This is a genomic window from Mesorhizobium sp. BE184 (genome assembly GCF_031457045.1).
Lineage (GTDB): Bacteria > Pseudomonadota > Alphaproteobacteria > Rhizobiales > Rhizobiaceae > Mesorhizobium.
Genome location: NZ_JAVDVU010000001.1, coordinates 24,684 through 50,408 on the forward strand (window position 1 = coordinate 24,684; position 25,725 = coordinate 50,408).

Sequence of the window (25,725 nt, forward strand, 5' to 3'; positions counted from 1 at the left end):
GATGCTTTAGGCGGACGACCCGTTCTCGGGCCTGTCAACGAGACCGCAATCGCGGAGATATTTGCGACCGGGCTTCCGTTCAGAAACTGTGAGACCGGTAACTTCTCTGGGGTTATGCGGCTCGGAGAAGAGGCGGCTTGGGCTTAAACAGCGAAGGCACCTGAGGCTCTGGTTCTCGAAATCCTGCACGCAGCCGATCACGAAGCTCACCGTTCATTTCGGCGGTTCGTACCTGCATGAGCATGTGGGCGCCATGCTGAGACCACCGCATCTGCTGCTTCTTCACCATGCGCTTGGCAACCAGTGAATTGACCGCCGACTCGGCAAGGGTCGTGGCGACGCGAAGGCCTGACCGATAGCGGGCTCCATAATTGGTGATGGCACTGCGATTCGAGCGGATGTAGGTTAGGAGCTGCGAACCGAGGCTATGGAGACGCGCGGCCGACAGATCTCCAGCCCCTCGCAACGGAAGCAATCGCGTAACAATGTCTTGGAGGTCGCGGATCGCTCGATCCAAGCGTCCGTGCCACAGACGCCACTTCACCGCTCTGATGTCCCTGTCGATGGTTGGGAGGATGCCGGCAAGATCCGAGCGGGATCGAACCATGTGGTCCGCGATCTGCTGCATGGGTTGGATCTTCATGGCGATGTGGAACCAGTCGATGATGTGCGTGGTCGGCTTCGGCATCGCGCGGGGTAGCCGCTTGAGGATTTCGGCGCCGTCGGAAATCACCGTCACATCGCCAAAGCCGCAATACCCCTCTCGTCGGAGAGCATGAAGGGTTCGATCTCGTATCGCGGGTTGGTCGGTGTTGCTGGTCGTGAAGTAGCGACCGCCCGCATCTCCCCGCCCGCCGCGGCCGCATCGGGCAACGACAATCTCGAAATTTCGAGCTGAGTTTGGATCGGCGCTGCGAACATGAGCCGTATCGATGCTGATGACGAACTCTTTCCGCCGATCGCCAGGAAGCTGCATTTCGAGCTGACGCCGTTCGTCCATCTGCAATCTCGCGCGCCAGGCTTCCTCTGCGATCTGATCGTCGAGCCGCTCGCCAACTCTAATTGTCCGCTTGCGTACGGTTGCATGCGTCTCAGTCGGCTCAATGGGTAGAAACTCGGCGAGCAGGCTGGCAGCCTGCCGATACGGCATCGTGCTCCCCAGTCGCGCCGTCAGTTCCATCAACTCCGGAGTTGCCCGATCCGGACAAATTTCCTTTAGCGGCGCGAACGCGTCGACCATCCCTGGGTGGCAATCCCGGCACAGCATCCAGCGCGGATTGCGAACTTCCACAGTGCCGAAGACCGTTCGAATGCGGCGCGTCGTATAGTCCTTGACTGGCCGAAAGGTGTGGCAATCCGGGCAGACCCGTCGAAAGAGGGCATAGGTCTCAGCCTCCTGGGTCACGACCGCGTTCTGCAAGGCGGCCATGATCTTCTTGCCATCACCGATCGAAAGGCCAAGGTTTCCATCGCGCAGGCGTTCCTCGCTTTTGTCGACCCGGACTTCTCGACGACAAATGTCGCCGAACTCGTTTTTACCCTCGATCGAGATCGTCCATTCCATCGCCATCGTCGTCTCCTTGAACAAGGGGACGTTGATGGCTCAGTCCAAGCTAACAAATCGTGGCCGCGATTACCCCAGAGAAGTTACCGGTCTCCTTTGATGACCCCACGTTAAGGGGTCCCGTTTGGACGAAAATTACCCCTCAACTGGGGTCCTCATTCCATGAAAAATCACACGCGCCGAATGACGGCTCCGTGCGGTTCGCGCGGCGTCCTCGCCGAGAAGCGTCCGCTTATTCTGTTCGTCGCATTCCTGAAGACTCTATAATAAACGGTTATCGCAATGCCCAGAATTGGCATTTGACTACCTGCCATATGTTGAAAATATTATAGCTGCGTGAGGTGATGAATTTGTGCCGGCATTTCAGACCGGCCGCATCTCCGCGCTGGCGACGATCGTTGAAGCTTCCATACGCAAGTTGAGCAGGCTTCGAAGATCCGGCCCTGTGCCTGCGAACACGAGGAATGAATTTCATGATCACCCGCCGGGAAAAAACCCCGATCATGCATCGGATCGTCGAGCACAACGGCGTGGTCTATCTCGGCGGCGTCATCGCCGACGATCCCAAAGGGGTTTCGATGCGGGGTCAGACAACGCAGGTCTGCGCCAAGCTCGACAAGCTTCTGGCGGACGCCGGCAGCGACAGGAACAAGGTTCTTTCGGCCACGCTGTTCATCACCGACATGAGCCGGAAACAGGAAATGAACGAAGTCTGGACGTCGTGGCTCGAAGCGCGGGACCTGCCCACCCGCGCGACGATCGGCGTTTCCGACCTGGGGCAGGACGTATTGATTGAAGTCGTGGTGACTGCGGCCCGCTAAGGCGGGCCTTCTTTTCGAATTTGCCGCGAGGAGCGGCCGGGCAAGGGAACGCGTCCGGCTCCGCAGGAGAATCTTATGGATAAGGACCGCAAATCAATCGGGGTCGTCGGCGCGGGCATCGTCGGGGTGTGCACCGCCTTGATGCTCCAGCGCCGGGGATTCAAGGTCGCCATCATCGACCCGAATCCTCCGGGCGAGGGGGCGTCGTTCGGCAATGCCGGATGCTTCAACGGATCTTCCATCGTCCCCATGTCGATGCCCGGAATGATGACAAGCGTGCCCAAATGGCTGCTCGATCCCATGGGGCCTTTGTCGATCCGGTTCAGCTATCTGCCGACGATCACGCCCTGGCTGATCCGGTTCCTGCTGGCCGGGCGGCCGAACAGGGTGAAGGAGCAGGCGAGGGCGCTGCGCAGCCTTCTCAAGACGACGGTACCTCTGATCACCTCGCTGGCGGAAGAAGCCGGCGCCGGCCATCTGGTCCGGCATGAAGGTCATCTCAGCGTCTATCGCACGGAGTCGGATTTCGCCAAGGACCGCGGCGGCTGGGAGCTTCGGCGCATCAACGGCGTGAAGACACGCGTTCTGGACGACGCCGCGCTTCACGATTTCGATCCGAACCTGTCGCCCGCATTCACCAAAGGCGTTCTCGTCGAGGAAAACGGCCACACCATCAATCCGCAAGGGCTGGTGACGCATCTGTTTCGACGGGTTATCGCCAACGGCGGCGAATTCGTGTCGGCGCGCGTCATCGGCTTCGAGATCGAAGGGCGTGTACTGAAAGGCATCACGACGACGAACGGCGTTCTTGCCTTCGACGCGGCCGTGGTCGCGGCCGGCGCTTACTCGAAATCTCTTGCCGCATCGCTGGGCGACAACATCCCGCTCGATACCGAACGCGGCTATCATATCGTCATCAGGGACCCGGAAGTCACGCCGCGCATCCCGACCACGGATGCAAGCGGAAAGTTCATCGCAACGCCGATGGAAATGGGGCTGCGCGTCGGCGGCACTGTCGAGTTCGCCGGGCTCGAGGCCGAGCCGAACTGGAAGCGTGCTCATGTCCTCTATACCCATGCCAGGAACCTTCTTCCCGGCCTGGCCCCGGCGACGTCCGAAGACCGATATTCCAAATGGATGGGGTTCCGGCCGAGCGTTCCGGACTCCCTGCCGGTGATCGGCCGCGCACACCGCACGCCCGACGTCATCTATGCGTTCGGTCACGGCCATCTCGGCATGACCGGTGCGCCGATGACGGCGACGCTCGTTTCCGAACTGATCGCCGGCGACAAGACGTCGATCGACATCACGCCGTTCGCGCCAACACGTTTCGGTACTGGCAAATCCGACGATACGGGATCGGCGAAACCGCCCCTGCGCCAGAACGCCGCCTGACCGGCCGCGCCCAGTCTGCACGCAATCGCCATGTGAGACAGAATATGACGTCAATAGAACCCGTTTTGACAGACAATGCCCCGAAGCCGCTCGGGCACTACAGCCAGGCAGTCCGGGCCGCTGGCCTCATTCATGTTTCCGGTCAGCTTCCGGTCAAGGCCGAGGGTCAATCGAACGAGCCGTTCGATGAACAGGCCCGCACTGTCCTGCGCAATCTGTTGGCTGTGCTTGAGGCGGCCGGCGCGACGCCTGCGCATGTCGTGAAAGTCACCGCCTATATCGTCGGCGCCGAGCATTGGGGCAGCTTCAATGCGGCCTACGCCGCCGCGTTCGGTGACGCGCGTCCCGCAAGGTCGGTCGTTCCCGTGCCGGCGCTTCATCACGGATACCTCATCGAACTCGATGCCGTTGCTCTCGATCCGGCCGCTTCGGCCCGGGACCGGACAGCGTAAGGAGCGCACGCCTCAATGCAGATCCCTGAATTTTCGGACGTCGTTGCCGCGGAAGCCCGCATCCAGCCCTACATCCATCGCACGCCGGTCTTGACCTCCAGCTTCATCAACGGCCTTGCCGGCGCCGAACTGTTCTTCAAGTGCGAAAATTTCCAGAAGGCCGGCGCGTTCAAGGCGCGCGGCGCGTCGAACGCGGTGTTCGGCCTGAGTGACGAACAGGCGGGCAAGGGCGTCGCGACGCATTCCTCCGGAAATCACGGAACCTGCCTGTCCTATGCGGCCGGCCGGCGCGGCATTCCCTGTACCGTCGTCATGCCGCGTACCGCCCCGCAGGCCAAGAAGGACGCCGTGAAGGGCTATGGCGGACGTGTCGTGGAGTGCGAGCCTTCAACCTCGTCGCGCGAGGCGGTGTTCGCGCAAGTCGTGGCCGAAAGCGGCGCCGAATTCGTCCATCCCTATAACGATCCGCGTGTCATCGCCGGGCAGGGGACCTGCTCGAAGGAATTGATCGGGCAGGTCGAAAACCTCGATGCCGTGGTCGCGCCGATCGGCGGCGGCGGCATGGTGTCGGGAACCTGCCTGACGCTCTCCAACCTCGCGCCCGGCGTCAAGATCTACGCCGCCGAGCCGGAGCAGGCCGACGACGCCTGTCGCAGCTTCAAGGCCGGTCACATCATCGCCGACGACGCGCCGGAAACGGTCGCCGACGGGCTGAAGGTGCCGCTCAAGGAACTGACCTGGCATTTCGTCCGCAACCACGTCACCGACATTCTGACCGCCTCCGAAGGCGAGATCGTCGACGCGATGAAGCTGATCTGGAAACGCATGAAGATCGTGATGGAGCCATCGAGCGCCGTGCCGCTGGCGACCATCCTGAAGAATCCCGACCTGTTCGCCGGCAAGCGCGTCGGCGTGATCGTCACCGGCGGAAACGTCGACCTCGAAAAGCTACCGTGGAATTGAGGAGAAGAACATGAACGCAGCAACCCAACTCGACCAGCTCGATGTCGGTTTCGACGTGCCGGCGGTCCCCGGCATGGATGAATCGCAGATCCAGACGCCTTGCCTGATCCTCGACCTCGACACGCTGGAGCGCAACGTCAGGAAGATGGGCGACTACGCCAAGGCGCACGGCATGCGCCATCGCAGCCACGGCAAGATGCACAAGTCGGTCGACGTGCAGAAATTGCAGGAAAGGCTCGGCGGCTCGGTCGGCGTGTGCTGCCAGAAGGTCAGCGAGGCGGAAGTCTTCGTGCGCGGCGGCATCAAGGACGTGCTGGTGTCGAACCAGGTGCGTGATCCGGCCAAGATCGACCGGCTGGCCCGCCTGCCCAAGCTCGGCTCGCGCATCATCGTCTGCGTCGACGACCTCGCCAACATCGCCGACCTGTCGGCGGCCGCGCAAAAGCACGGCACGCAACTCGAAATCTTTGTCGAGATCGACTGCGGCGCCGGCCGCTGCGGCGTGACGACCACAGACGCCGTCGTGAAGATCGCCCAGGCCGCCGACGCGGCGCCCGGCCTCAAGTTCACCGGCATCCAGGCCTATCAGGGCGCGATGCAGCACATCGACAGCTTCGAGGCGCGCAAGGAAAAGCTCGATGCGGCGATCGCCATGGTCAAGGACGCGGTGGCCGGATTGGAAGCGGTCGGGCTGAAGCCGGAACTCGTCTCCGGCGGCGGCACCGGCTCCTATTATTTCGAGACCGGCTCGGGCGTCTACAACGAGCTGCAATGCGGCTCCTATGCCTTCATGGACGCCGATTACGGTCGGATTCTCGACAAGGACGGCAAGCGCATCGACAAGGGCGAATGGGAGAACGCGCTGTTCATCCTGACCAGCGTCATGAGCCACGCCAAGCCCGACCGCGCCATCTGCGACGCCGGCCTGAAGGCGCAGTCGGTCGATAGCGGTCTGCCCTTCATCTATGGCCGCGACGACGTGAAATACATCAAGTGCAGCGACGAGCACGGCGTGATCGACGACCCGAACGGCGTGCTGAAGGTCAACGAGAAGCTGCGCCTGGTGCCCGGCCATTGCGACCCGACCTGCAACGTCCACGACTGGTATGTCGGCGTGCGCAACGGCAAGGTCGAGACGGTGTGGCCGGTCTCGGCGCGCGGCAAGGCCTATTGAGGCAGTTTGGGGGCGGCGCATCAGCGCGTTGCGGCATCATGCCTGGAGGTGTCAATCCATGATCGTCGTACCGGAACGCCTGATCGCCGGCCTCATGAGCGAGGCCGTCGTCTTCGAGGCCATAGAGAACGTGTTCGCCGCCATGGCGCGCGGCGAGGCGCGCAATTTCCCGGTCATCCGCGAGGCGATCGGCCATGCCGACGCGCTTTACGGCTTCAAGTCCGGCTTCGACAGGGCAGGCCTCGTGCTCGGCCTCAAGGCCGGCGGCTACTGGCCCGGCAACATGGCGAAAGGCCTGACCAATCATCAATCCACCATCCTGCTGTTCGATCCCGACACCGGCCGCATCAAGGCGGCGGTCGGCGGCAACCTCCTGACCGCGCTGCGCACCGCCGCCGCCTCGGCGGTGTCGATCAAGCATCTGGCGCGGCCCGACGCGCGGGTGCTCGGCATGGTGGGGGCTGGCCACCAGTCGGCCTACCAGATGCGCGCCGCCGTGCATGTCCGCAAGTTCGACAAGGTGGTCGGCTGGAACCTGCATCCGGAAATGCTGCCACGGCTGGCGGATACGGCGGCCGAACTCGGCCTGCCCTTCGAGGCGGTCGACCTGCCGGAACTCGGCGCGCAGGCCGACGTCATCATCACCGTCACTTCGAGCTTCGCGCCAACCCTGCTTTCCGGGCACGTCCGACCCGGAACGCATCTCGCCTGCATGGGCACCGACACCAGGGGCAAGCAGGAGGTGGAGGCAGCACTTCTCGCCCGCGCCCGCGTCTTTGCCGACGAAGTGGAGCAGGCCGTGACCATCGGCGAGGCGCAGCACGCTGTCGCGCAGGGGCTCATCGACGCGGACGCCATCACGCCGCTCGGCGCTGTCGTCGCCGGCCTGGCGCAGGGACGAACTTCACCGCAGGAGATCACCTTGTTCGACGGCACCGGCGTCGCCTTGCAGGATCTTGCGGTCGCATCCGTCGCGGTGGAGGCCGCCAGGGCCCAGGGCCTCGCGCAGGAAGTGGATTCCTGATCGGCTGGCCGGACGGCTCTCTGATCGAAGCCGTCGAAATGGCTCACGGCCATGCGTCTCTAGGCCGATTTCGCGGCCGACCTTTCTGTCAGGAAATCGCGAAAGCTGTTCCTGAACTCGGCAATGAATTCATTGGTGATCGAAGACGCCCTGATGTGCGTGGGCAGGACGATCGTCCAGTTGATCGAGATCGGCGGATCGATCGGCCGAACCAAAAGGGAGGAAGAATATCGATCTGCCGTGAAGGGATCGACGATCGAGACGCCGAAACCGGCCGACACCATGCCGCACACGATCATCGACAGCGGCGTCTCGGCCTTGATGCGCCTGATGATGCCGCGCTCGCGCATGATGGCGTCGACCATGACGTGCATGACGGAGGGCTGAATGAGGGAGATGAAATCCTCGTTGTCGAAGTCTTCCGGAACAATTCGCTCGCGCTCCGCAAGCCGGTGGCCGAGGGGGAGCACGGCGACCATATCGCTGGACGGCAGCTCTTCGATCGTGACGTTCGTCAGTTGCGTGTTCTCGATGATGCCGAGATCGCAATGGCCGGTGGCGATCCATTCAAGGACATAGTGCGAATTCATGCCATGCAGCGACAGGTTCAGGGACGGTCTCTGGGCGAGGAAGCCCGCCGCAAAGGCCGGCAGGAAACCGTTCGCCAGTCCCGGCAGCGCCGCGACGCGCAGCGAACCACCGCGCCTTTCGCGTAGATCACGCGCCAGGCCCGCGATCCGCTCAAGGCCGACAAACGATCGATCGACTTCGCGGTACAGCGCCATCGCATCGCCTGTCGCAACGAGGCGGCCGCCGGAGCGCTCGAACAGGTCGAGGCGGGTTTCGTATTCGAGGTCCCTTATCAGCCGGCTTACCGCAGGCTGCGTGATCCCCAATATATCCGCCGCGGTCGACATCGAGCCGCTGATGATGACCGCACGAAACGCCTCGACCTGACGATGTTTCAACATATTTCGCCCCCTTTTGCTATAATATTACGGCATAGACACGCCGCTATAATGCATTTGACGACGCATAGCCTAGCGCGTTTATTATACTCTCGGAAAGAGGCGGAGTGCATCGGCCGGTTTGGGTCGTGGGGAAATCGCGATCCGAACTGGCCGGAACAAGCGTGGTCTCTTCCCGTCTGGGAGCAGCAGTAAGGGTAGCGCGCCGATTGGACGCCCAGCGTCCGCCGCACAGGCCGCAACCCGACTAGATATCAGCAATCAGTTTGCTTTGATGCAAATGGAGGAGATCAACCATGTTGAAGAGACTTTGTGTTGTCGCCGCGGTCGTGACGGCCTTGTGCAGTGTCGCGTCGGCTGACGAACTCACCGGAACCTTGAAGAAAATCAAGGACACCGGGACCGTCACGATTGGCTATCGCGAATCGTCGGTGCCGTTTTCCTATCTGAATGACAAGCAGGAGCCCGTTGGCTACGCCGTCGACATTTGCCTGAAGGTCGTCGATGCGATCAAGAGCCAGCTCAAACTCGACAAGCTTCAGGTCAAGTTCAATCCGGTGACCTCGGCGACCCGAATACCGCTGGTCGCCAACGGGACCGTCGATCTCGCATGTGGCTCGGCATTCAATACGCTCGAACGCCAGAAGCAGGTTTCGTTCGGCAACACCTACTTCCTGACCGCGAACAGGCTCGTCTCCAAGAAATCCGAGCATATCAACTCGATTGACGATCTGAAGGGGCAGTCTGTTGTGTCGACGTCGGGGACCGCCAACATTCAGCAGCTTTACGAGATCAACAAGGCGAAGAATCTCGGGATGAATGTCATCGCTGCCAACGACCACGCCGAGGCGTTCCTGATGGTCGAAACGGGCCGGGCCAAAGCCTTTGCGATGGACGATATCCTGTTGGCCTCGTTTGTCGCGGAGGCCAAGGACCCATCGGCTTACGTCATCTCGAAGGACGCGCTCTCCGATCCTCAGCCATATGCGATGATCATCCGCAAGGACGATCCGCAATTCAAGGCGCTTGTCGATGAGGCGACGGCCGCGCTCTACAAGAGCCCGGAAATGCTTGCGCTCTACGACAAGTGGTTCGATCAGCCGATCCCGCCGCACGGCACAAACCTCAATGTGCCGCTTTCTCCGGCGCTGAAGCGTGCTTTCGAGCATCCGACCGATTCCGCTGACGCCGCCTCCTACGCACAGTGAGAAAAAGCCGATGGCGGGCTCGGCCCGCCATCGGCACGGCAACGCAGGAGGGCCGAATGAACTACAACTGGAATTGGGGAATTCTCTTCCAGCAATCGCTGGACGGGTCGGGAACCTATCTCGACATGCTGCTGCTCGGCCTGCAAGTCACGGTCGTCACGGCGCTGGGCGCATGGATTCTCGCCCTGGCCCTGGGTTTGCTCGTCGGTGTTATGCGGACGCTCCCCTCGAAGACATCGCAGCGGATCGGCAGCGCCTATGTCGAATTGTTCCGCAACATTCCCTTCCTTGTGCAGCTCTTCCTCTGGTATTTCGTGCTGCCTGCTCTGCTGCCGCAGGATCTGGGCAACTGGCTGAAGGGTCTTCCAAGCGCGCCGTTCTGGACGACAGTTGTGGGGCTCGGCTTCTATATGTCGGCGCGCGTGGCCGAACAGCTCCGTGCCGGTATCGGCTCGCTGCCGCGCGGTCAAAAGCTCGCCGGCGCCGCAATCGGCCTTACGACGGCGCAGACCTACCGATACGTCCTCTTGCCGATGGCGTTCCGGATCATCCTGCCGCCGCTGACGTCCGAGTTCCTGAACACCATCAAGAACACCTCTGTCGCCCTGACGATCGGCCTGATGGAACTCACCGCCCGGACCCGCGCGATGCAGGAGTTCACCTTTCAGGTATTCGAGGCCTTCACGGTGGCGACGCTCCTCTACCTTCTCGTCAACACCCTGGTCACGGTCGCGATGCACTTCCTTGAACATCGGGTCGCGGTTCCCGGCTACACTGCGGGGCGATAGAGATGTTTTACAGCTTCGATTTCGGCGTCATCATCCGTTCGCTTCCCTATCTCTTCTACGAGGGGATGCGCTTCACCCTGCTGCTGACCGCTCTCGCGACGATCGGCGGGCTCGTGCTCGGCACACTGCTCGCGCTGATGCGTCTCAGCTCTCTCAAAGTCCTGTCGGCAGTGGCCAGCGGCTACGTCAACCTGATGCGGTCCCTCCCGCTCGTGCTGGTCATCTTCTGGTTCTATTTCCTCGTTCCCTACATCGGTGCGTGGGCCATCGGATCGAGCCAGCCCGTCGCGGTCGGCGCCTTTGCCTCCGCCCTCATAACGGTCACCCTTTTCGAAGCGGCGTATTTCTCCGAAATCATGCGTGCGGGGATCCAGTCGATCGCACGCGGCCAGACCGCCGCCGGATACGCCATCGGGTTGAACTATCCGCAGGTGATGGCCTACGTGATCCTGCCGCAGGCTTTTCGCAACATGCTGCCCGTCGTGCTGACGCAGACGATCGTCCTGTTTCAGGACACCTCGCTCGTCTACGTCATCTCTTTGACCGACTTCCTCGGCGCGGCATCGAAAATCGCCCAGCGCGACGGTCGCCTTGTCGAAATGTATGTCTTCGCAGCGATCGTCTACTTCATCATCTCTTTCGCCGCCTCTTTCCTGGTCAAGCGCCTCGAAGCGCGCACAGCAATCATACGGTGATCAAATGTCCGTCACGCCCCAGTCCCAAGCATCCTCCGCTGTTTCGCGGTCGCCCGAAGGCGCAGCGATGATCGAGATCAGCCACGTCAACAAATGGTACGGCCCGGCGTTTCAGGTCCTTACCGATTGCACGACCAGCGTCCGGAAGGGCGAAGTCGTCGTCATTTGCGGACCCTCCGGCTCCGGAAAATCCACGCTCATCAAATGCGTCAACGCGCTGGAGCCGGTTCAGGAAGGCACGATCGTTCTCGACGGGGTTCACGTCACCGACAAGAAGACGAACCTGACGAAGCTGCGCTCGCGCGTCGGCATGGTCTTCCAGCATTTCGAGCTTTTCCCGCACCTCCGCATCTCGGAGAATCTCTGTCTCGGCCAGACGAAAGTGCTCGGCCGGCGTCGCGACGAAGCGATGGCGAAGGCCATGAAGCTTCTCGACCGTGTTGGGCTGAAGGCGCATGCGGAAAAGTTCCCCGGCCAGCTTTCCGGAGGACAGCAGCAGCGCGTTGCGATCGCGCGAGCCCTGGTCATGGATCCGATCTGCATGCTGTTCGATGAACCGACCTCCGCTCTCGACCCCGAGATGATCAACGAGGTGCTCGACGTCATGGTCGAGCTCGCACAAGAGGGAATGACCATGATGGTGGTCACCCACGAAATGGGTTTCGCAAGGAAGGTCGCTGACCGCGTGATCTTCATGGATCAGGGTGAGATCGTCGAGGACGCGACGAAGGACGATTTCTTCGGAAAGCCTCGCAGCGAGCGGGCGCAGTTGTTCCTTTCGAAGATACTTTCACATTAAGTGAACTATCTTTGTCTGCATCGGGGTAAGTTCCGACAAATGAACTTACCTATAGCTATGGGCGATGGTATCTCTATTTACGCGAACATTGCGGCACAACATAAGCTAGCCCGTTCTCAGCAAAGCGTTGGGAACGATCATCGGAGCGGTTTCCATTTTGTCGGCCGCCACGAACATTGACGCAACACCAATGCAAGGGCTGGTAGCTAGCGTCTCGAACAACTGCGATCGCTTTCGCTCATCATCATCGCCATCAACAGTATCATGACCAAAGTAGGTGATCGGAGATTGTTGATTTCCGCCGAGAACTGACCCGGGATTGGGCGGTTTTTCCATTGAGAAGTGACCCATGTTTGAACCCACCCCTGCTGGTTGATCGCAGGGGACATTGGAGTGATAGACATGGCGTTACTGAGCGTTATCCGACGCTGGCATCTGCGGGATGGACATTCGATCCGGGAGATTGCACGGCGCACGGGACTGTCGCGGAACACGATCCGCAAATACCTGCGATCCGACGAGGTGGAGCCCCGCTTCCAGGTGCCGGAGCGGCCGAGCAAGCTTGATGCCTATGCCGAGCGGCTGTCGGCCTGGCTGAGGACGGAAGCGAACAGGCCGCGCAAGCAGAAGCGCACGATCAAGCAGTTGCATGCGGACCTGATGAGCCTCGGTTATGAGGGCTCATATGGTCGTGTCGCCGCCTTTGCGCGGGCCTGGAAGGAAGAGCGCCAACGTCAGATGCAAACGAGCGGGCGAGGCACCTTCGTGCCGCTGGCGTTCGAGCCCGGCGAGGCGTTCCAGTTCGACTGGTCAGAGGACTGGGCGGTTCTCGGCGGCGAGCGCACCAAACTTCAGGTGGCGCACTTCAAGCTCAGCTACAGCCGTGCCTTCATCGTGCGGGCCTATCCGCTGCAGACGCACGAGATGCTGTTCGACGCCCACAACCACGCCTTCCGGGTTTTGGGCGGCGTTCCCCGGCGCGGGATCTATGACAACATGCGCACGGCGGTCGACAGGATCGGCCGCGGCAAGGAGCGGCAGGTCAATGCACGCTTCTCGGCCATGGCCAGCCATTATCTGTTCGAGACCGAGTTCTGCAATCCGGCCTCGGGCTGGGAGAAGGGACAGGTCGAGAAGAACGTCCAGGATGCGCGCCACCGGCTATGGCAGCCAATGCCGCGCTTTCCATCGCTGGAGGCCTTGAACGACTGGATGGAGCGGCGGTGCCGGGAGCTGTGGCAACAGATTCCCCATGGCCTCAGGCCGGGAACGATCGAAGACATCCGGGCCGAGGAAGCGCGGTTCTTGATGCCGATGCCACGCCTCTTCGACGGCTTCGTCGAATACACCAAGCGGGTCTCTCCGACCTGCCTCGTCCATCTGGAGCGCAACCGCTACAGCGTGCCGGCGTCCTTCGCCAATCGGCCAGTCAGCCTCAGGGTCTATCCGGAACGGATCGTGGTTGCCGCGGAGGGGCAGATCGTGTGCGAGCACCGCCGCATCATCGAGCGGTCGCATGACGGCCCCGGTCGAACCGTCTACGACTGGCGTCACTATCTGGCGGTCATCCAGCGCAAGCCCGGCGCTCTGCGCAACGGCGCGCCCTTCACCGAACTGCCCGATGCCTTCAAACAGCTACAGCAGCATCTGCTCAGGAAGCCTGGCGGCGACCGCGAGATGGTCGAGATCCTGTCGCTCGTCCTGCAGCATGACGAGCAGGTCGTGCTGACGGCCGTGGAGATGGCGCTGCAGGCTGGGGTGCCAACCAAGGTTCATATCCTCAATCTCCTGCACCGGCTGGTTGACGGCAAGCCGACCGGGACGCCGATCGTGGATGCGCCGCAGGCGCTGAGCCTGGCCAAGGAGCCACAGGCCAACGTCGAGCGCTATGATGCTCTGCGCCAGGTTCGGGAGGTGCGTCATGCGTCATGATCCCGCCAGCGGCGCTATCGTCGTCATGCTCCGGAGCCTCAAAATGCACGGCATGGCGCAGGCCGTCGCCGAGCTCACCGAACAGGCTTCTCCCGCCTTCGAGGCCGCCATCCCCATCTTGTCGCAACTCCTGAAGGCCGAGATGGCGGAACGGGAGGTCAGGTCCGTGGCCTATCAACTCAAGGCAGCCCGCTTCCCGGTCTATCGCGACCTGGCCGGCTTCGAGTTTGCCAGCAGCGAGATCAACGAGGCCCTCGTGCGACAGCTCCATCGATGCGAGTTCATGGACGATGCCAACAATGTCGTGCTTGTCGGCGGCCCGGGCACTGGCAAGACCCACATCGCCACGGCCCTTGGCGTGCAGGCGGTTGAGCATCATCGCAAGCGCGTGCGCTTCTTCTCCACCGTCGAGCTCGTCAACACGCTCGAGCAGGAGAAAGCCCAGGGCAAGGCTGGTCAGATCGCCAACCGGCTCGCTCATTCCGATCTCGTCATCCTGGACGAACTCGGATATCTGCCCTTCGCCCAGGCCGGCGGGCAGTTGCTCTTCCATCTCGTCTCGAAGCTCTACGAGCGGACCAGCGTCATCATCACCACCAACCTGGCGTTCGGCGAATGGCCCACCGTCTTCGGCGACGCCAAGATGACCACGGCGCTGCTCGATCGACTTACCCATCACTGCGAGATCGTCGAGACCGGAAACGAATCCTGGCGCTTCAAGAGCCGCTCTCAAAGCTAAAGCCGAAAGCAAACGAGCCGCGCCCGATCAGGCTGTGCAACCCCGACCAGCTTCGCCTGATCGGGCGCTCACCGTCGTGCCCTCCATCAACCCAAAACCGGGGTTCCTTTTGCGCGAAAATACGGGGTCCCGATTCCACGGTCATTGACACACCAGGGCTTCCGGCTCAGAGGCCATCAATTCGCCGATGAGCAGGGGCGCTGGTGGTTCAACACGGTAATGCCCGCGCTTTATTCGGGACGCACGCGCCATTTTCATTTCCGAGTTCAGCGTGCGGGCGGAGCGGTCCTGACAACGCAGCTGTTTTTCCCAGATGAGCCGGGCAATGCGCGAGACTGGCTCTTCGATGAAACGCTGCTCATTGCCATGACCAATGCCACCGATGGAGGCTTCGGGCGTTTCGATTTCGTCGTCTGATATCGCCGACCACGTGCGGAAGGGCTTCAGATGAAGAAGTATTTCCATGATCGAGCGTGATCCTCCACGGATCCGGGCGAAGGCATGTAGCTATGAGCATCATGGTTCGTCGCAAGAAGAAGACGCAAATCTCGGTCTATCTCGATCCCGAGATCATGACGATGCTGACGGATTACGCTGCCCGCCGGGACCAGTCCCAGTCGATGATCGCGGAAGCCGCTATCGCGTCCTTCCTGTTGCCCGATGCTGATGAGAGACGAGAAGCGGCCATCGCCAAGCGGATCGACCAGGTCGACCGCCGCTAATGCGACTGGAGCGCGATCTCGGTATCAGCGTTGAGATCATGGCGGTTTTTATTCGGTTCTGGTTCTCCTCGAGACCGGCGTTGCACGAACCCGCGGCCCACGCCGCGCGGGCCAAAGCGGACGAACGCTACGAGCTTTCGTCTCCGCGCTTGGGCGTCGTTTGGCGCAAGGGCCGAAGCTGCGGCAGGAAATCAGCGAAGATCCAGCGAGCAATGCCTAGTTGCCTGCAACGCCTTTACCGGGGAATGGCGGCTTTAGTCATCCTCGAGACATAGTCTAAGTGGGCAGAACTTCTTCAAGCTGTCTGACCAGCGCCTGACGCTTCTCGACTTTCAAGCTGTCGAGGTTCTGTTGCCGCCATCGCACTGCGGGCAGGTCGGCCGCGGACTCTAGGTCGGGGATCGCCCAGTCGGGTTCACCACGCTCGAACGCCAACAGGAACTCGCGGTGCGCATCGGGCATCGCGCCGACAATGCCGGCGATCAATGCTTCACGCACCGCAAGCAGGGTCTCGAGTTCGACCGGTTGCCGGGTCATGCCGACAAAACCGCGCGCGAATTCGCCTGCGATGTCCTTGCGCCGAACTGCCAATACCTCGGCCATGGGGCGATCATGGCTGATGAGATAGATGAGAAAGGCCCGGCGAAGGGCCTCGTCGATGCCTTCGTTCGCTAGGAGATCGCGGATGTCGAACAGATCGCGCGGATGCTGTCTGTCGAGCGCGGCCACGATCTTGCCGGCATAAAGATCGGGGAAGGAGACGATGCGCATTTCGGCAAATCCGAATTCGTCTTCCACGCTGGCTGAGACCGAACGTATAGCGGGCTCGAACACGCAGCCACGCAGGACCGGCGTCACCTCAATCTTGATTTGCGCGCCATCGCCACGGACCACGAGCTTGGTGATCACGTTCTCGCGTGAGCGTGACGGAGCGACACGGGAGCCGCGGACTGTCTCGGTAATGCGCTCGGCGATACGCGCCATCGCCGCATCGATCGTTGCAAGCGAGGTCGCGCGGTCCTGCACTGGCAGGTAGGTAAGGTCGATATCGACCGAGAGGCGCGGCAGGTCGCGCACGAACAGATTGATCGCCGTGCCACCCTTCATCGCGAAGCATTCTTCCGCGGCCACCGAAGGCAGTGTGCGGATCAGTAGTGCGACCTGATTTCGGTAAGTGTCCGCAAATGCCATCAATACGCCTCGGCCAGTTCCTTAGGGACGGTGATCTCGTAGGTGGGGTCGTACCTGCCGTCCTTGACCAACATGCGCTTGCCCGATCCCAGATCGATTGCGGTTCGGTCGACATGCTTGAGCCATGCATGGCGATGCCGATCGGCGAAGAAGAAGAACAGGCGCTTCACCTTCACACTGCGGCAGCGGACAAGCAGCTTCTGGAGCCGCCTCGGCGCAAGATCGCTCAGACCTTCCATTAGCACGTCGACCTGATCGAAGCTTTCATGCTGCGGGAGTTCATCGAGAAGTTCGAGAACCGCTCGTTCGGGCGTCGATACCGTCAACGGCCAGTCCCATTGGCCCCAGGGCAGAACGCGCAGTCCGGCATCCTGAAAAGATCCCGCATCTCGCGGATCAGGTGCGCGGTCCGAAACGAGGGAAGGGAAGCTGATACCTTCCAGGTCGGCCCCGAAAAGCGGCGTGCTGTTATGATACACGAACCGTTCCGTCAGCGGCAGCGTCGTGAGCCAGCCGGGTGGCCTTGCTGGACCGTGAAGGTGGATCTCGGAACGATCCTGTGAGAGGTAATGGGCATAGCCTTGCAGCTCCAGGGCTGTCCGGCCGCCAACGGTGAGACGATAGCCTAGAAGCGTCTGCAGGGAGATGACCGCCTGCTGCCAGCCAAGCTGTCCGCGAGGGCGCCGATAGACACGGCGAGCCGGCTGTTCGAGCCAACCCGAGGCGACATATTTGGTGCGCAGTGAGGTTGAGTAGCCGTGAGCAGAAAGCCACGCGGCATCGACGAGCAATCCTTCTGGCAGGAGGTGCTCCAGCTGCTTTAACTTCCCCGTTGTTTGCTCACTCATGGTGAGTGTTTTAGCATGATTTCAAACTATGCGCCAGTTTGAAGGTGCCTTGGTTTGCTGCGCTGTGGTTAGCAAATCCGCACAAACGCAAACTGACCTCTTGTTCGAGGCAGGTCGCTCATTGTGGTCAGCGGTGTTTTCTGATACAAATCGGCTATTCTGTGGGGTGGCCTTCACAGGGTCCAAACGGGCGATAGACGCCGATTGTCCTTGAAACCCACAAATTTTTTTCGACCCTTTTTCCCTTTAAAATCAAAAGCGTAACATTTTGACTAGCCAGTAGTCGGTTTTTGTGCGCCCGAAGGCCATAATTATATGTGATATCAATGGCTTAAGGTGGGTTTGGACGATTGAGTGGGAATGACCCGGCTTTGTCGCGGCGGCTCGCGGATCCACGATAGCCGCTGACCTCAAAAGCCGAAATCCTCGCCTGCCACTGCAGACGAAGGGACGCTCTTGCGGTATCCAATTTTCTTGTCAACGCGCCAAGATCGTAAGTGTAGAGTACCCCAGCCGCTCACGCCCCGGCATGGCGCGCATTGTCCGCATACAAATCCTATAGGCTCCATCTGCTCCGTCAGCCGCCCGACGTCATGATTGCGCTCAGACTTGCGTAGGGATTCCTGTGGCTTCTGCCATCGTTACGGCGCCTCCCGCTGACTTGACGGCTCCAGGCACTCCTTTGCCACGCCACTGAATTTTCATTGAAATTGCAGGAAGCACCAGTGACGCACGCAATGCCGGAACACCAGGATGGCTGCCGGTATTTCGTAACAGCAGCCTTGCTCGGTTCATGAACCGGAATAGGCCTGTGGTCGCTCCAATGCCCATGGGGACCGCTGAGCATCGTCTATCTCCAATATGCCAGCGACCCGATCGTCTTTTCGACTATCGCGACGCTTACCGAATGCCGGACTGATGGAAGCGCCCCGACACGCGGCATCTGGGGTGGGTGACGATCGCGTTTCGGGGCGGTGACGGCAGGCAGGCGGTCTCGGCATTCCACCAGCGTCACATGAATAAAAGCTATGCCTTCACGTCCTACTATTCATTTCAATTGTTTTCGGCCGCATCGTACCTTCCGGCGGAATGTGAACCTGAGCAGGGTTCGGAGGAGGTCGGTGAAGCTTTTCTACAGCTTGTCGGCAAGGCCTTGCGGGTCCGAAGATGCCGTCCGGAATGTCACGGATGCGCAGACCCGCGCTCTCAGGTCGAAGCCAGGTTCGTGGGGTCGCATGGCGTGGTCCGCACGCGGGAGATTGTTTTGAAAGTTGTTTTCGTACTGTTCGATTCGCTCAATCGTCTGCACATTTCTCCTTACGGCGGAAGCAAGGTGCCGACCCCGAATTTCGCCCGGCTGCAGAAACGGTCAGCGACATTCGATCGCCATTATGTCGGGTCGATGCCGTGCATGCCGGCGCGCCGCGATATGCATACAGGGCGGCTGAGTTTTCTTCACCGAAGCTGGGGGCCGCTTGAACCGTTCGACACGTCGTTCGCGGAACTGCTGCGCAACGCCGGCGTCTATACCCACCTGGTCACCGACCACTATCACTACTTCGAGGATGGCGGTTCGACCTACCACAACCGCTACGCCAGCTATGAATTCTTCCGCGGCCATGAAAAGGACCCATGGCACGCGGTGGTCGAGCCCGATTGGGCCGAACTGGAACCCAGATGGCACCCGAAGCAATTCACCCGCGACCGGAGCAGCAAGTATTATCCCTACATCATCAACCGCGAGCGCATTCGCGAGGAGTCCGACTTTCCGGCAATGAAGACCTTTGCGGCTGGCGTGGATTTTCTGGAGCGCAACGCCAGCGCCGACAACTGGCTGCTGCAGCTGGAAACCTTCAGTCCGCATGAGCCGCACCATGTGCCGGACCGTTTCAAGCAGGCGTACAGGACCGGCTGGAACCAGGGCATCCGCGACTGGCCGCCCTACGACAAGGTCCATGAGACGCAGGAGGAAGCCGACGAACTGCGGGCCAACTACTACGCCTCACTCGCCATGTGCGACGAGCTTCTGGGCCGTGTCCTCGATGCGTTCGACGCCCAGGACCTGTGGAAGGATACGGTCCTGATTGTCAGCACAGACCACGGCTATTTGCTGGGCGAGCACGATTTCTGGGCGAAGAACCGCATGACCCTCTACGAGGAGATTGCGCACGTTCCTCTCATGGTCGCGCATCCCAAGCTGGATGTGGCCGGAACCCGCCGCAACGCCTTGACGCAGGTCATCGATCTCGCGCCGACCTTCCTCGACCTGTTCGGCCTGCCGCCCTGTGCCGACATGACAGGACAATCCCTGTTGCCGGTGCTCGCGCACGACACACCACTGCGAGAGGCTTTGCTGTTCGGCTATTTCGGCGGAGCTATCAACGCCACCGATGGGCGTTACACCTATCACTGCTATCCGGTCGATGCCGACAAGGTTGAGATCAACCAGTACACGCTCATGCCGATGCATCTGAACTGCATGTTTTCGGTGGAGGAACTGAAGCAGACGACGCTGACCCGTGAATTCAGCTTTTCCAAAGGGGTGCCGATACTCAAGGTTCCGGTCACTGACCGCTCCCCCATGTATTTCAACTATGGGCCGGGTTCCCTGATCGAGAAAGAAACGCGCCTCTACGATCTCGAGACAGATCCGAAACAGCAGCGGCCCCTGAGCGATGTGGCGGCGGAGACGAAAATCCGCGACAGGATGCTGGATCTCATGCGTCTGAACGAAGCGCCTCCGGAGGCGTTCGAGCGGGTTGGCGCGAGGTCGGCCGGCCAACTGGTTTCGCAGCCGGCCGAATAGGTGATGGTATGACAGCCGACGTCCCGCGCTCGGGCGGCGTTCCGCAGGAGATCATGCCGGACATTTCGGGCCTGCTCGCAGCGCGGAATTTCCCCGGTCCGGTCAGGCCGGGGGCTGTGTCTCGGTGATGGCCGTGAAGCTGGGACAGCTGGATTCCTGACCCTGAGCACTGGCGGCATGCAAAGCCGCCTGTGGCCGAGACGGCCGCAACGCTTTGATGCTAGGCGGTTTCTACCTCCAACCCACGCCTGCCATGAAATCACCGGTCGTTCCAACTTCAGGCCTCTCGCTCGCGGCGCTCGTGCTTGGCGGCGTCATTATCGGTCTGTCGCCGATCCTCGTGCGCCTGTCGGAGATCGGACCGGTCGCGACCGCCTTTTGGCGTGTCGCGCTGGCGGTGCTGCCGCTGCTGGCCTGGCGGGCCACCGAAGACCGCAAGACACGGCACAATCAGCGGCCATCTTCATTTCGTGACGTTGTCGCCTTGAACGTGCCCGGCGTAATGCTTGCCGGCGATCTTCTCGCCTGGCATGTCTCCATCCACCTGACGTCTGTGGCGAATGCCACGCTGCTCGCCAATATTGCGCCGATCTTTGTCGTTCTTGGCGGCTGGCTGCTGTTCAGGACCACAGTAACGCGAACGTTCCTCGCCGGTCTGGCCCTGTCGGTGGTCGGCGTTGTGATCCTCAGCGGCGGCGGCTCGGCCTCGGACGGCGGCAGCCATCTCGGCGGCGATGCGATGGCGGTGTTCGCGGCGCTATTTTACGCCGGCTATATCCTCGCGCTGTCGCGCCTGCGCAGCCGCTACTCGACCCTGACGACGCTGCTGTGGTCTTCCGCTTCGGCGGCGATCTGCATCCTGCCATTCGCGCTCGTCTTCGAGCCGGCGATCTGGCCGACGACGCTCTACGCCTGGGCCATCGTGCTGGCGCTGGCCTGGCTTTGCCACGTCTGCGGCCAGGGCCTGATCATCTACGCTCTGGCGCTGCTGCCGGCGTCCTTCTCATCGCTGACGCTTTTGATCCAGCCCGTCGTCGCGGCGGGCGTGGCATGGCTGCTGTTGAACGAGCCGCTTGGCGCGGTGCAGGCCTCAGGTGGCGCGATCGTCATCCTTGGCATTCTGCTGGCCAGGCGCAGGTAAGCCGCCGGGCCGGGGGATCCCTGTCACTTGATGTGAGGGTTCTTCTCGCGCTCCAGCACGGTGCGCACCGCCTTCCGTTGCAGCATCTGGTCCTTGTGGCGCGTGTAGTTCACCAGCGTCTCCATCGGCATTCCGTTGCTCATCCCCCAGCCGTAGAACACCAGCGCGTAGGGGTCGGCCACCGTATAGACGTCTCCCATGATCCACCTCTTGCCGTCGATCAGGCCATCGACCTCCTGCATCGCCTCCCAGTAGCCTTCGGTCGCCTTGGCGCGGATGTTGTCGAACATGTCTTCCCTGTCGGTGAAGCGATAGGGCCGGAATCGCGCCCGCTGGAAGATATGCGGCGTGTTCGAAAACCACGCCATCTGGGCGATGCACTGCATCTGCTCGATCGTGTCGGCGGGGAACATGCCGGTTTCCGGGTAGGTCAGCCCGATATAGGTCAGGATCGCCGTGTTTTCGGTGATGACGCGGCCGCCGACGGCCAGCGCCGGCACCTTGCCGCGCGGATTGACCGCGAGATACTCGGGCGTCATGTGCTGGTTCTGGGCGAGCAGCGTCTCGATCGCCTTATAGGGCTTGCCAGTCTCCTCCAGGGCGATGTGCGAGGCCAGCGAGCACGCTCCAGGGCTATAGAACAGAACGGGCTCGCGCGTGTCCGCATCCCGAACCGTGGATATATCGTTCATGTCGCCGGCCTCCATCCTGGAACCGGCGCGGTCCGGGCAAGTCCGGCACGCGCGCGGTCATTTTCTCTGCGATGCCCTGTCCGATCATGCCATCAGCGCCGCAACGATCCGCTCGCGTGTCATCGGCATGTCGCGGATGCGGACGCCGAGCGCATGGGCGACCGCGTTGCCGATGGCGGCCGCCGCCGGGCCGCCGGCGCACTCGCCGACGCCGAGGGCAGGGTGCTCTCTGGCATCGACGAGTTCGACGCTGATCTCGGGTATGTCGGTGAAGCGGATGACCGGATAGCTCTCCCAGTCGACGCTGGTGACACCAGCATCGCCGAAGCGAACCTCCTCGATCAGCGCCCAGCTGATCGCCTGGACGATATTGCCCTCGACCTGGTTGACGACACCATCGGGATTGATGACGAGGCCGGCATCGACGGCACACCAGATGTCGCTGACGCGCACCGTCTCGTCGACCTCGACCGCGGCGATGACTGCCGCATAGGCCGACGAGTTCTTGTAGCGGGCGAAACCGAGCCCCATGCCTCGTCCGCTGCCGGCCTCGCCGCGTCCTGACCATCTCGCCATGGCCGCCACCCTTTCCAGAACCTTGCGTCCGCGCGGGTCCGAAAGGATTGCAAGCCGGTAGGCGAGTGGGTCTTCGCCGGCGCGCTCCGCCAGTTCGTCGAGCAGGCCTTCGATGGCAAATACGTTCAGGGTCGCGCCAAGGCCGCGCAGCGACGAGGTTCGCACCGGCGCGTCATGGACAAGATGGAAATCGATCCGCCTGGCCGGGATGTCGTAAAGCGGCATGCCGTTTCTGGTGGCGCCGCCGCCGCGTTCTTCGGGAATGTCGAAGGGTTTGCGCTCGGGCGGCGGCGTTTCCAGTGCATCGGCCCCCAGCAGATAGGCGCCGCCGACACCCGGGCGCTGGCCGTGCGCGGCGCTCCAGATTTCCGTGGTCCAGTCGGCGGGGCGGCCCGCCTCGTCCAGCGCGGCGTGGACCGTGACGGCCATCGCCGAGGAAAGCGGCTCGTAGCCGAATTCTTCCTCCCGCCGCCAGCACAGCCGGACCGGCTGATCCGGCAGCGCGAGCGCCACCAGCGCAGCGTCGAGCGCGGCGTCATCGGCGCCGTTGTGGCCATAGCAGCCGGCGCTTTGCACATGGTGGCAGGCGACTTTTTCAAGGGGCAAGCCGACGGTTTTTGCGATGTTGGCGCGCAGCGGATGCATGCCTTGCGCATGCGACCAGAGGGTGAGCGTTCCGTCACGGAAAAGAGCCACTGCGCAGGATGGGGCGATCGACCCGTGCGACAGGAAGGGGCGGGTGAATCGCGCGGAAACGCTCTGGGGCAAGGTTTCCGGCAATGGATCGCCGATCGTGCTGTCATGCGAAGGCTGCGCCGCGATCCAGTCCGGCGTCGCCTGTTCGGCGCGAAGGGTGCGGGCATTGTCCCAGACGGCTCGCCCGGCTGCTGCGACAGCAGCGGCGCGCACCACGGTCTCGTCGGTTCCGACGAAGGCGACGAAATTGTCGACGCGCACGACACGGATGTCGCCCCCGGCGCTGCGTCGGACGGCGTCTTCGTCGAGCGCCGCCAGAACCGCGCCGCGGCCGGGCTGCCGCAACGTGCGGGCGTGGAGCATACCGGGCAGGACCATGTCCTGGATGAAGCCCGAGCCAGTCAGCTTGGCCGGCAGGTCAAGCCGGGGAACGCTGGCGCCGACGATGCGATGGGCGCTGGCCGGCTTTGGCGAAACCATGCCCGTGGCCTCCGCCGACAGGTCGAGTTCGGAAGCGAGACGCCAGTAGTCGAGGCCGGTCGGCGCGCCGTTTTTCAGGAACTCGCCTGCGGCAATTGCCAACTCACCGGGCGCGGCGTTCAGGCGCAGCGCCGCGCGGATCGTCGCCATGGCTCGCACCTCCGCCGCGACGAGACGGATCGCCGCGCCCGAATGCTCGATCGACCAGCTCGACGCGGTGTAGCCTTCGCCCGGACCCTCGATGCTGTTGCCGGACATCATGCACACCTGGTCGATGTTCAGGTCCAGTTCCTCGGCCGCGATCTGGGCGAGCGCCGTCAGGATTCCCTGGCCGAGCTCCACCTTGCCGGTAGCGATGCGCACCGTGCGGTCGTCCTGGAAGCGCAGCCAGCGGTCGAGCCGCGGATTGTCCTTGAGGCTGGTGCTAAGTGCGGGCATCAGCTACCCGGCGCATAATGGCAGCCGCTCTCAGCACCGCGCGCAGGATGCGGGGATGCGAACCGCAGCGGCATAGATTCGGATCTAGCGCGACGGCGACCTCTGCCCGTGTCGGGTAGGGATTGCGATCGAGCAGCGCCTTGGCGGCCATGAGCATACCGGACAGGCAATAGCCGCATTGTCCCGCCTGTTCGTCGATGAAAGCCTGCTGCAGCGGATGCAGGGCCTCGGGCGAGCCCAGACTTTCGACCGTCATGATCGAGCGGCGGCCGAGCGTCCCAGCCTCGCGGCTGCACGAATGGGTCGCAACGCCATCGACCAGCACCATGCAGGCGCCGCATTGCTCCAGCCCGCATCCATAGCGGCTGCCCTTGAGCCCCAGGTGGTTGCGCAACACATCGAGAAGCGGCGTCGTTGGCGGCGCATCGACTTGGCATTCGCGGCCGTTGACGGTCAGGGTGAGAGGTTCGTTCACGCGCTGCAATTTATCATTTCGGGAGACGGTTCCGATGGGCCGCCGGTATCATTGTGACGACAGCCCATCGTGCTTTGTCTGTTCAAACCTATGTCGGTTGCACAAGCCCTGCTTCGACAAGCGGCCTTATGGAGTCGATTTCACGCGCCATGATGCCGCTCATTTCTTCAGGCGAACTGGCGACGCGTGTCAGGCCGAGCGTCTTCAGCTTCGCCGTCGCCTCCGGCGTGCCGCTCCATTCCTTGATGGCTTCATAGATCTTGTTGACGATGTCAGCCGGCATGTCCTTTGGACCGACTGCGCCGAACCACAGGGTCTGCTCGTAACCGTCGAGGCCCTGCTCGGCGACCGTTTGCACATCGGGCAGCTCCGGCAATCTTTTGGCTGAAGTGACCGCGATCCCGTGGATTTTGTTGTCATGGATGTGCGGCAGGTAGTTGGATGGCGCGTCGAGCGCGAAGTCGATATGTCCGCCCAGCAGATCGGCGAGCAGGGGCGGCGAGCCCTTGTAGGGAATGTGGTTGATCTCCACGCCGGCGATCTGGCCGATCAGCGCGGCTGCGATATGGCCCTTGGTTCCCGCGCCAGGATTGCCGATGTTCAACTTGCCGGGATTCGCCTTGGCATAGGCGATCAGTTCCTGGATCGACTTGGCCGGCGCATTGGGGCTTCCGCTTAGCAGCGCAGGGCTTTCCGCGATCACCGAGATAGGCGTGAAGTCCACCTGCGGATCGTAGGCGAGGTTCTTCTGCACCACCTTGTTGGCGGCGATCGGCGCGCTGCCGCTGATCATGAACGTGTAGCCGTCGGCGGCGGAACGCGTCAGCCTGCCACCAGCAATCGCACCGGCCGCGCCGGCGTGGTTTTCGACGACGAATTGCTGGCCGTATTTTGCCGTCAGCATATCGGCGACCAGCCGGGTGATGATGTCGCTGGTGCCGCCCGGCGGGTAGGCCGAGATCACGGTGACCGGCTTGCTCGGCCATGTTTCGGCCAGTGCGATTTTGCCGGAAGCCAGCACAGCGGCTGTGCTGCCGAGCACGATAAATTCACGTCTGTTCATAGTCATTCCTCCTGCCCACTCGTTGGATCGAGTTCGTTTTCGTTTGCTATGGGGCAAGGACTAGCGCATCCGGTC

At 62.0% G+C, this 25,725-nt stretch carries 23 protein-coding genes and 2 pseudogenes; 16 read left to right on the forward strand and 9 right to left on the reverse strand.

Going from position 1 to position 25,725, the window contains the following annotated elements; all coding sequences use genetic code 11:
- Window positions 1–112: 112 nt before the first annotated feature.
- Window positions 113–1,564, reverse strand: a complete 1,452-nt coding sequence (locus J2X35_RS00090; RefSeq protein WP_310183655.1) for an ISKra4 family transposase — start codon at window positions 1,562–1,564, stop codon at window positions 113–115.
- 473 nt (window positions 1,565–2,037) lie between these two features.
- On the opposite strand from J2X35_RS00090, the gene J2X35_RS00095 reads away from it, so the two are divergent.
- From J2X35_RS00095 to bhcD, 6 genes are all read left to right on the forward strand, one after another.
- Window positions 2,038–2,385 carry a RidA family protein gene (locus J2X35_RS00095; RefSeq protein ID WP_278557332.1) on the forward strand — a complete coding sequence of 116 codons (348 nt, stop codon included), beginning with the start codon at window positions 2,038–2,040 and terminating at the stop codon, window positions 2,383–2,385.
- Between the two features lie 75 nt (window positions 2,386–2,460).
- Window positions 2,461–3,780, forward strand: coding sequence for an FAD-binding oxidoreductase (locus J2X35_RS00100; protein ID WP_278557329.1), 1,320 nt, complete (start codon window positions 2,461–2,463; stop codon window positions 3,778–3,780).
- Window positions 3,781–3,824: 44 nt separating this feature from the next.
- The gene (locus tag J2X35_RS00105) at window positions 3,825–4,232 is read left to right on the forward strand and encodes a RidA family protein (RefSeq protein WP_278557325.1); all 408 of its coding nucleotides are present in this window, start codon (window positions 3,825–3,827) and stop codon (window positions 4,230–4,232) included.
- A 15-nt stretch (window positions 4,233–4,247) separates the two neighbouring features.
- Window positions 4,248–5,195, forward strand: coding sequence for a beta-hydroxyaspartate dehydratase BhcB (bhcB, locus tag J2X35_RS00110; protein ID WP_310180121.1), 948 nt, complete (start codon window positions 4,248–4,250; stop codon window positions 5,193–5,195).
- Between the two features lie 10 nt (window positions 5,196–5,205).
- On the forward strand, window positions 5,206–6,369 hold the full coding sequence (gene bhcC, locus J2X35_RS00115; protein WP_278557320.1) for a 3-hydroxy-D-aspartate aldolase BhcC: 1,164 nt from the start codon (window positions 5,206–5,208) through the stop codon (window positions 6,367–6,369).
- Between the two features lie 58 nt (window positions 6,370–6,427).
- Complete coding sequence (gene bhcD / locus J2X35_RS00120; RefSeq protein WP_278557317.1) at window positions 6,428–7,393, forward strand: iminosuccinate reductase BhcD; 966 nt, start codon at window positions 6,428–6,430, stop codon at window positions 7,391–7,393.
- 59 nt (window positions 7,394–7,452) lie between these two features.
- On the opposite strand, the gene J2X35_RS00125 is transcribed toward bhcD, so the two are convergent.
- A complete protein-coding gene (locus J2X35_RS00125) occupies window positions 7,453–8,364 on the reverse strand; it encodes a LysR substrate-binding domain-containing protein (protein WP_310180126.1) in 912 nt (303 codons plus the stop codon).
- Between the two features lie 293 nt (window positions 8,365–8,657).
- Here J2X35_RS00125 and J2X35_RS00130 point away from each other — a divergent pair, with 293 nt between their 5' ends.
- The 4 genes from J2X35_RS00130 to J2X35_RS00145 all read left to right on the forward strand — a co-directional run bounded on the left by J2X35_RS00130 (window position 8,658) and on the right by J2X35_RS00145 (window position 11,851).
- Window positions 8,658–9,569, forward strand: a complete 912-nt coding sequence (locus tag J2X35_RS00130) for an amino acid ABC transporter substrate-binding protein (RefSeq protein WP_278557314.1) — start codon at window positions 8,658–8,660, stop codon at window positions 9,567–9,569.
- 56 nt (window positions 9,570–9,625) lie between these two features.
- Window positions 9,626–10,357, forward strand: a complete 732-nt coding sequence (locus J2X35_RS00135; protein ID WP_310180128.1) for an amino acid ABC transporter permease — start codon at window positions 9,626–9,628, stop codon at window positions 10,355–10,357.
- 2 nt (window positions 10,358–10,359) lie between these two features.
- Window positions 10,360–11,052, forward strand: a complete 693-nt coding sequence (locus J2X35_RS00140; RefSeq protein ID WP_310180130.1) for an ABC transporter permease subunit — start codon at window positions 10,360–10,362, stop codon at window positions 11,050–11,052.
- A 67-nt stretch (window positions 11,053–11,119) separates the two neighbouring features.
- On the forward strand, window positions 11,120–11,851 hold the full coding sequence (locus tag J2X35_RS00145; protein WP_278557370.1) for an amino acid ABC transporter ATP-binding protein: 732 nt from the start codon (window positions 11,120–11,122) through the stop codon (window positions 11,849–11,851).
- Between the two features lie 105 nt (window positions 11,852–11,956).
- Here J2X35_RS00145 and J2X35_RS00150 read toward each other — a convergent pair whose 3' ends face one another.
- Window positions 11,957–12,187, reverse strand: a complete 231-nt coding sequence (locus tag J2X35_RS00150; RefSeq protein WP_310180132.1) for a hypothetical protein — start codon at window positions 12,185–12,187, stop codon at window positions 11,957–11,959.
- A gap of 66 nt (window positions 12,188–12,253) precedes the next feature.
- Between J2X35_RS00150 and istA the strand changes: the two genes are divergently transcribed.
- From istA to J2X35_RS00170, 4 genes and pseudogenes are all read left to right on the forward strand, one after another.
- A complete protein-coding gene (istA, locus tag J2X35_RS00155; RefSeq protein WP_310180134.1) occupies window positions 12,254–13,783 on the forward strand; it encodes an IS21 family transposase in 1,530 nt (509 codons plus the stop codon).
- A complete protein-coding gene (istB, locus tag J2X35_RS00160; protein WP_310180135.1) occupies window positions 13,773–14,522 on the forward strand; it encodes an IS21-like element helper ATPase IstB in 750 nt (249 codons plus the stop codon). The genes istA and istB overlap by 11 nt, the downstream gene beginning before the upstream one ends.
- A 156-nt stretch (window positions 14,523–14,678) precedes the next feature.
- Window positions 14,679–14,939: pseudogene (locus J2X35_RS00165) on the forward strand (intradiol ring-cleavage dioxygenase); the annotation flags it as partial.
- 101 nt (window positions 14,940–15,040) lie between these two features.
- Window positions 15,041–15,464: pseudogene (locus J2X35_RS00170) on the forward strand (CopG family transcriptional regulator).
- 56 nt (window positions 15,465–15,520) lie between these two features.
- Here J2X35_RS00170 and J2X35_RS00175 read toward each other — a convergent pair.
- Both J2X35_RS00175 and J2X35_RS00180 read right to left on the reverse strand, forming a co-directional pair.
- Window positions 15,521–16,435: a nucleotidyl transferase AbiEii/AbiGii toxin family protein gene (locus tag J2X35_RS00175; protein WP_310180138.1), complete on the reverse strand. Its 915-nt coding sequence runs from the start codon at window positions 16,433–16,435 to the stop codon at window positions 15,521–15,523.
- Window positions 16,435–17,283: a type IV toxin-antitoxin system AbiEi family antitoxin domain-containing protein gene (locus J2X35_RS00180; protein WP_310180140.1), complete on the reverse strand. Its 849-nt coding sequence runs from the start codon at window positions 17,281–17,283 to the stop codon at window positions 16,435–16,437. Before J2X35_RS00180 ends, J2X35_RS00175 begins: the two co-directional genes overlap by 1 nt.
- A 1,264-nt stretch (window positions 17,284–18,547) precedes the next feature.
- Here J2X35_RS00180 and J2X35_RS00185 point away from each other — a divergent pair.
- Both J2X35_RS00185 and J2X35_RS00190 read left to right on the forward strand, forming a co-directional pair.
- A complete protein-coding gene (locus tag J2X35_RS00185; RefSeq protein WP_310180142.1) occupies window positions 18,548–20,089 on the forward strand; it encodes a sulfatase-like hydrolase/transferase in 1,542 nt (513 codons plus the stop codon).
- 253 nt (window positions 20,090–20,342) lie between these two features.
- Window positions 20,343–21,230 (forward strand): DMT family transporter, encoded by an 888-nt coding sequence (locus tag J2X35_RS00190; RefSeq protein WP_310180144.1) that lies wholly within the window; start codon window positions 20,343–20,345, stop codon window positions 21,228–21,230.
- A gap of 23 nt (window positions 21,231–21,253) precedes the next feature.
- Here the strand turns inward: J2X35_RS00190 and J2X35_RS00195 are convergent, their stop codons facing one another.
- The 4 genes from J2X35_RS00195 to J2X35_RS00210 all read right to left on the reverse strand — a co-directional run bounded on the left by J2X35_RS00195 (window position 21,254) and on the right by J2X35_RS00210 (window position 25,650).
- Window positions 21,254–21,922 carry a glutathione S-transferase family protein gene (locus tag J2X35_RS00195; protein ID WP_162246409.1) on the reverse strand — a complete coding sequence of 223 codons (669 nt, stop codon included), beginning with the start codon at window positions 21,920–21,922 and terminating at the stop codon, window positions 21,254–21,256.
- Window positions 21,923–22,006: 84 nt separating this feature from the next.
- On the reverse strand, window positions 22,007–24,112 hold the full coding sequence (locus J2X35_RS00200; RefSeq protein WP_310180150.1) for a molybdopterin cofactor-binding domain-containing protein: 2,106 nt from the start codon (window positions 24,110–24,112) through the stop codon (window positions 22,007–22,009).
- Entirely contained in the window at window positions 24,099–24,587 is a 489-nt protein-coding gene (locus J2X35_RS00205) for a 2Fe-2S iron-sulfur cluster-binding protein (RefSeq protein ID WP_310180153.1), read from the reverse strand. The genes J2X35_RS00200 and J2X35_RS00205 overlap by 14 nt, the downstream gene beginning before the upstream one ends.
- 88 nt (window positions 24,588–24,675) lie before the next feature.
- Window positions 24,676–25,650: a tripartite tricarboxylate transporter substrate binding protein gene (locus J2X35_RS00210; RefSeq protein WP_310180154.1), complete on the reverse strand. Its 975-nt coding sequence runs from the start codon at window positions 25,648–25,650 to the stop codon at window positions 24,676–24,678.
- Between the last annotated feature and the right edge of the window lie 75 nt (window positions 25,651–25,725).

Excerpts from the sequence above, each read along its gene's own strand:
- J2X35_RS00090 (WP_310183655.1), bottom strand. The coding sequence starts at position 1,564 with ATGGAATGGACGATCTCGATCGAGGGTAAAAACGAGTTCGGCGACATT.
- J2X35_RS00190 (WP_310180144.1), top strand. The coding sequence starts at position 20,343 with ATGAAATCACCGGTCGTTCCAACTTCAGGCCTCTCGCTCGCGGCGCTC.
- J2X35_RS00180 (WP_310180140.1), bottom strand. The coding sequence starts at position 17,283 with ATGAGTGAGCAAACAACGGGGAAGTTAAAGCAGCTGGAGCACCTCCTG.
- J2X35_RS00175 (WP_310180138.1), bottom strand. The coding sequence starts at position 16,435 with ATGGCATTTGCGGACACTTACCGAAATCAGGTCGCACTACTGATCCGC.
- istB (WP_310180135.1), top strand. The coding sequence starts at position 13,773 with ATGCGTCATGATCCCGCCAGCGGCGCTATCGTCGTCATGCTCCGGAGC.
- istA (WP_310180134.1), top strand. The coding sequence starts at position 12,254 with ATGGCGTTACTGAGCGTTATCCGACGCTGGCATCTGCGGGATGGACAT.
- J2X35_RS00195 (WP_162246409.1), bottom strand. The coding sequence starts at position 21,922 with ATGAACGATATATCCACGGTTCGGGATGCGGACACGCGCGAGCCCGTT.
- J2X35_RS00135 (WP_310180128.1), top strand. The coding sequence starts at position 9,626 with ATGAACTACAACTGGAATTGGGGAATTCTCTTCCAGCAATCGCTGGAC.
- J2X35_RS00130 (WP_278557314.1), top strand. The coding sequence starts at position 8,658 with ATGTTGAAGAGACTTTGTGTTGTCGCCGCGGTCGTGACGGCCTTGTGC.
- bhcC (WP_278557320.1), top strand. The coding sequence starts at position 5,206 with ATGAACGCAGCAACCCAACTCGACCAGCTCGATGTCGGTTTCGACGTG.
- J2X35_RS00140 (WP_310180130.1), top strand. The coding sequence starts at position 10,360 with ATGTTTTACAGCTTCGATTTCGGCGTCATCATCCGTTCGCTTCCCTAT.
- J2X35_RS00210 (WP_310180154.1), bottom strand. The coding sequence starts at position 25,650 with ATGAACAGACGTGAATTTATCGTGCTCGGCAGCACAGCCGCTGTGCTG.
- J2X35_RS00100 (WP_278557329.1), top strand. The coding sequence starts at position 2,461 with ATGGATAAGGACCGCAAATCAATCGGGGTCGTCGGCGCGGGCATCGTC.
- J2X35_RS00200 (WP_310180150.1), bottom strand. The coding sequence starts at position 24,112 with ATGCCCGCACTTAGCACCAGCCTCAAGGACAATCCGCGGCTCGACCGC.
- J2X35_RS00105 (WP_278557325.1), top strand. The coding sequence starts at position 3,825 with ATGACGTCAATAGAACCCGTTTTGACAGACAATGCCCCGAAGCCGCTC.
- bhcB (WP_310180121.1), top strand. The coding sequence starts at position 4,248 with ATGCAGATCCCTGAATTTTCGGACGTCGTTGCCGCGGAAGCCCGCATC.
- bhcD (WP_278557317.1), top strand. The coding sequence starts at position 6,428 with ATGATCGTCGTACCGGAACGCCTGATCGCCGGCCTCATGAGCGAGGCC.
- J2X35_RS00095 (WP_278557332.1), top strand. The coding sequence starts at position 2,038 with ATGATCACCCGCCGGGAAAAAACCCCGATCATGCATCGGATCGTCGAG.
- J2X35_RS00125 (WP_310180126.1), bottom strand. The coding sequence starts at position 8,364 with ATGTTGAAACATCGTCAGGTCGAGGCGTTTCGTGCGGTCATCATCAGC.
- J2X35_RS00150 (WP_310180132.1), bottom strand. The coding sequence starts at position 12,187 with ATGGAAAAACCGCCCAATCCCGGGTCAGTTCTCGGCGGAAATCAACAA.
- J2X35_RS00145 (WP_278557370.1), top strand. The coding sequence starts at position 11,120 with ATGATCGAGATCAGCCACGTCAACAAATGGTACGGCCCGGCGTTTCAG.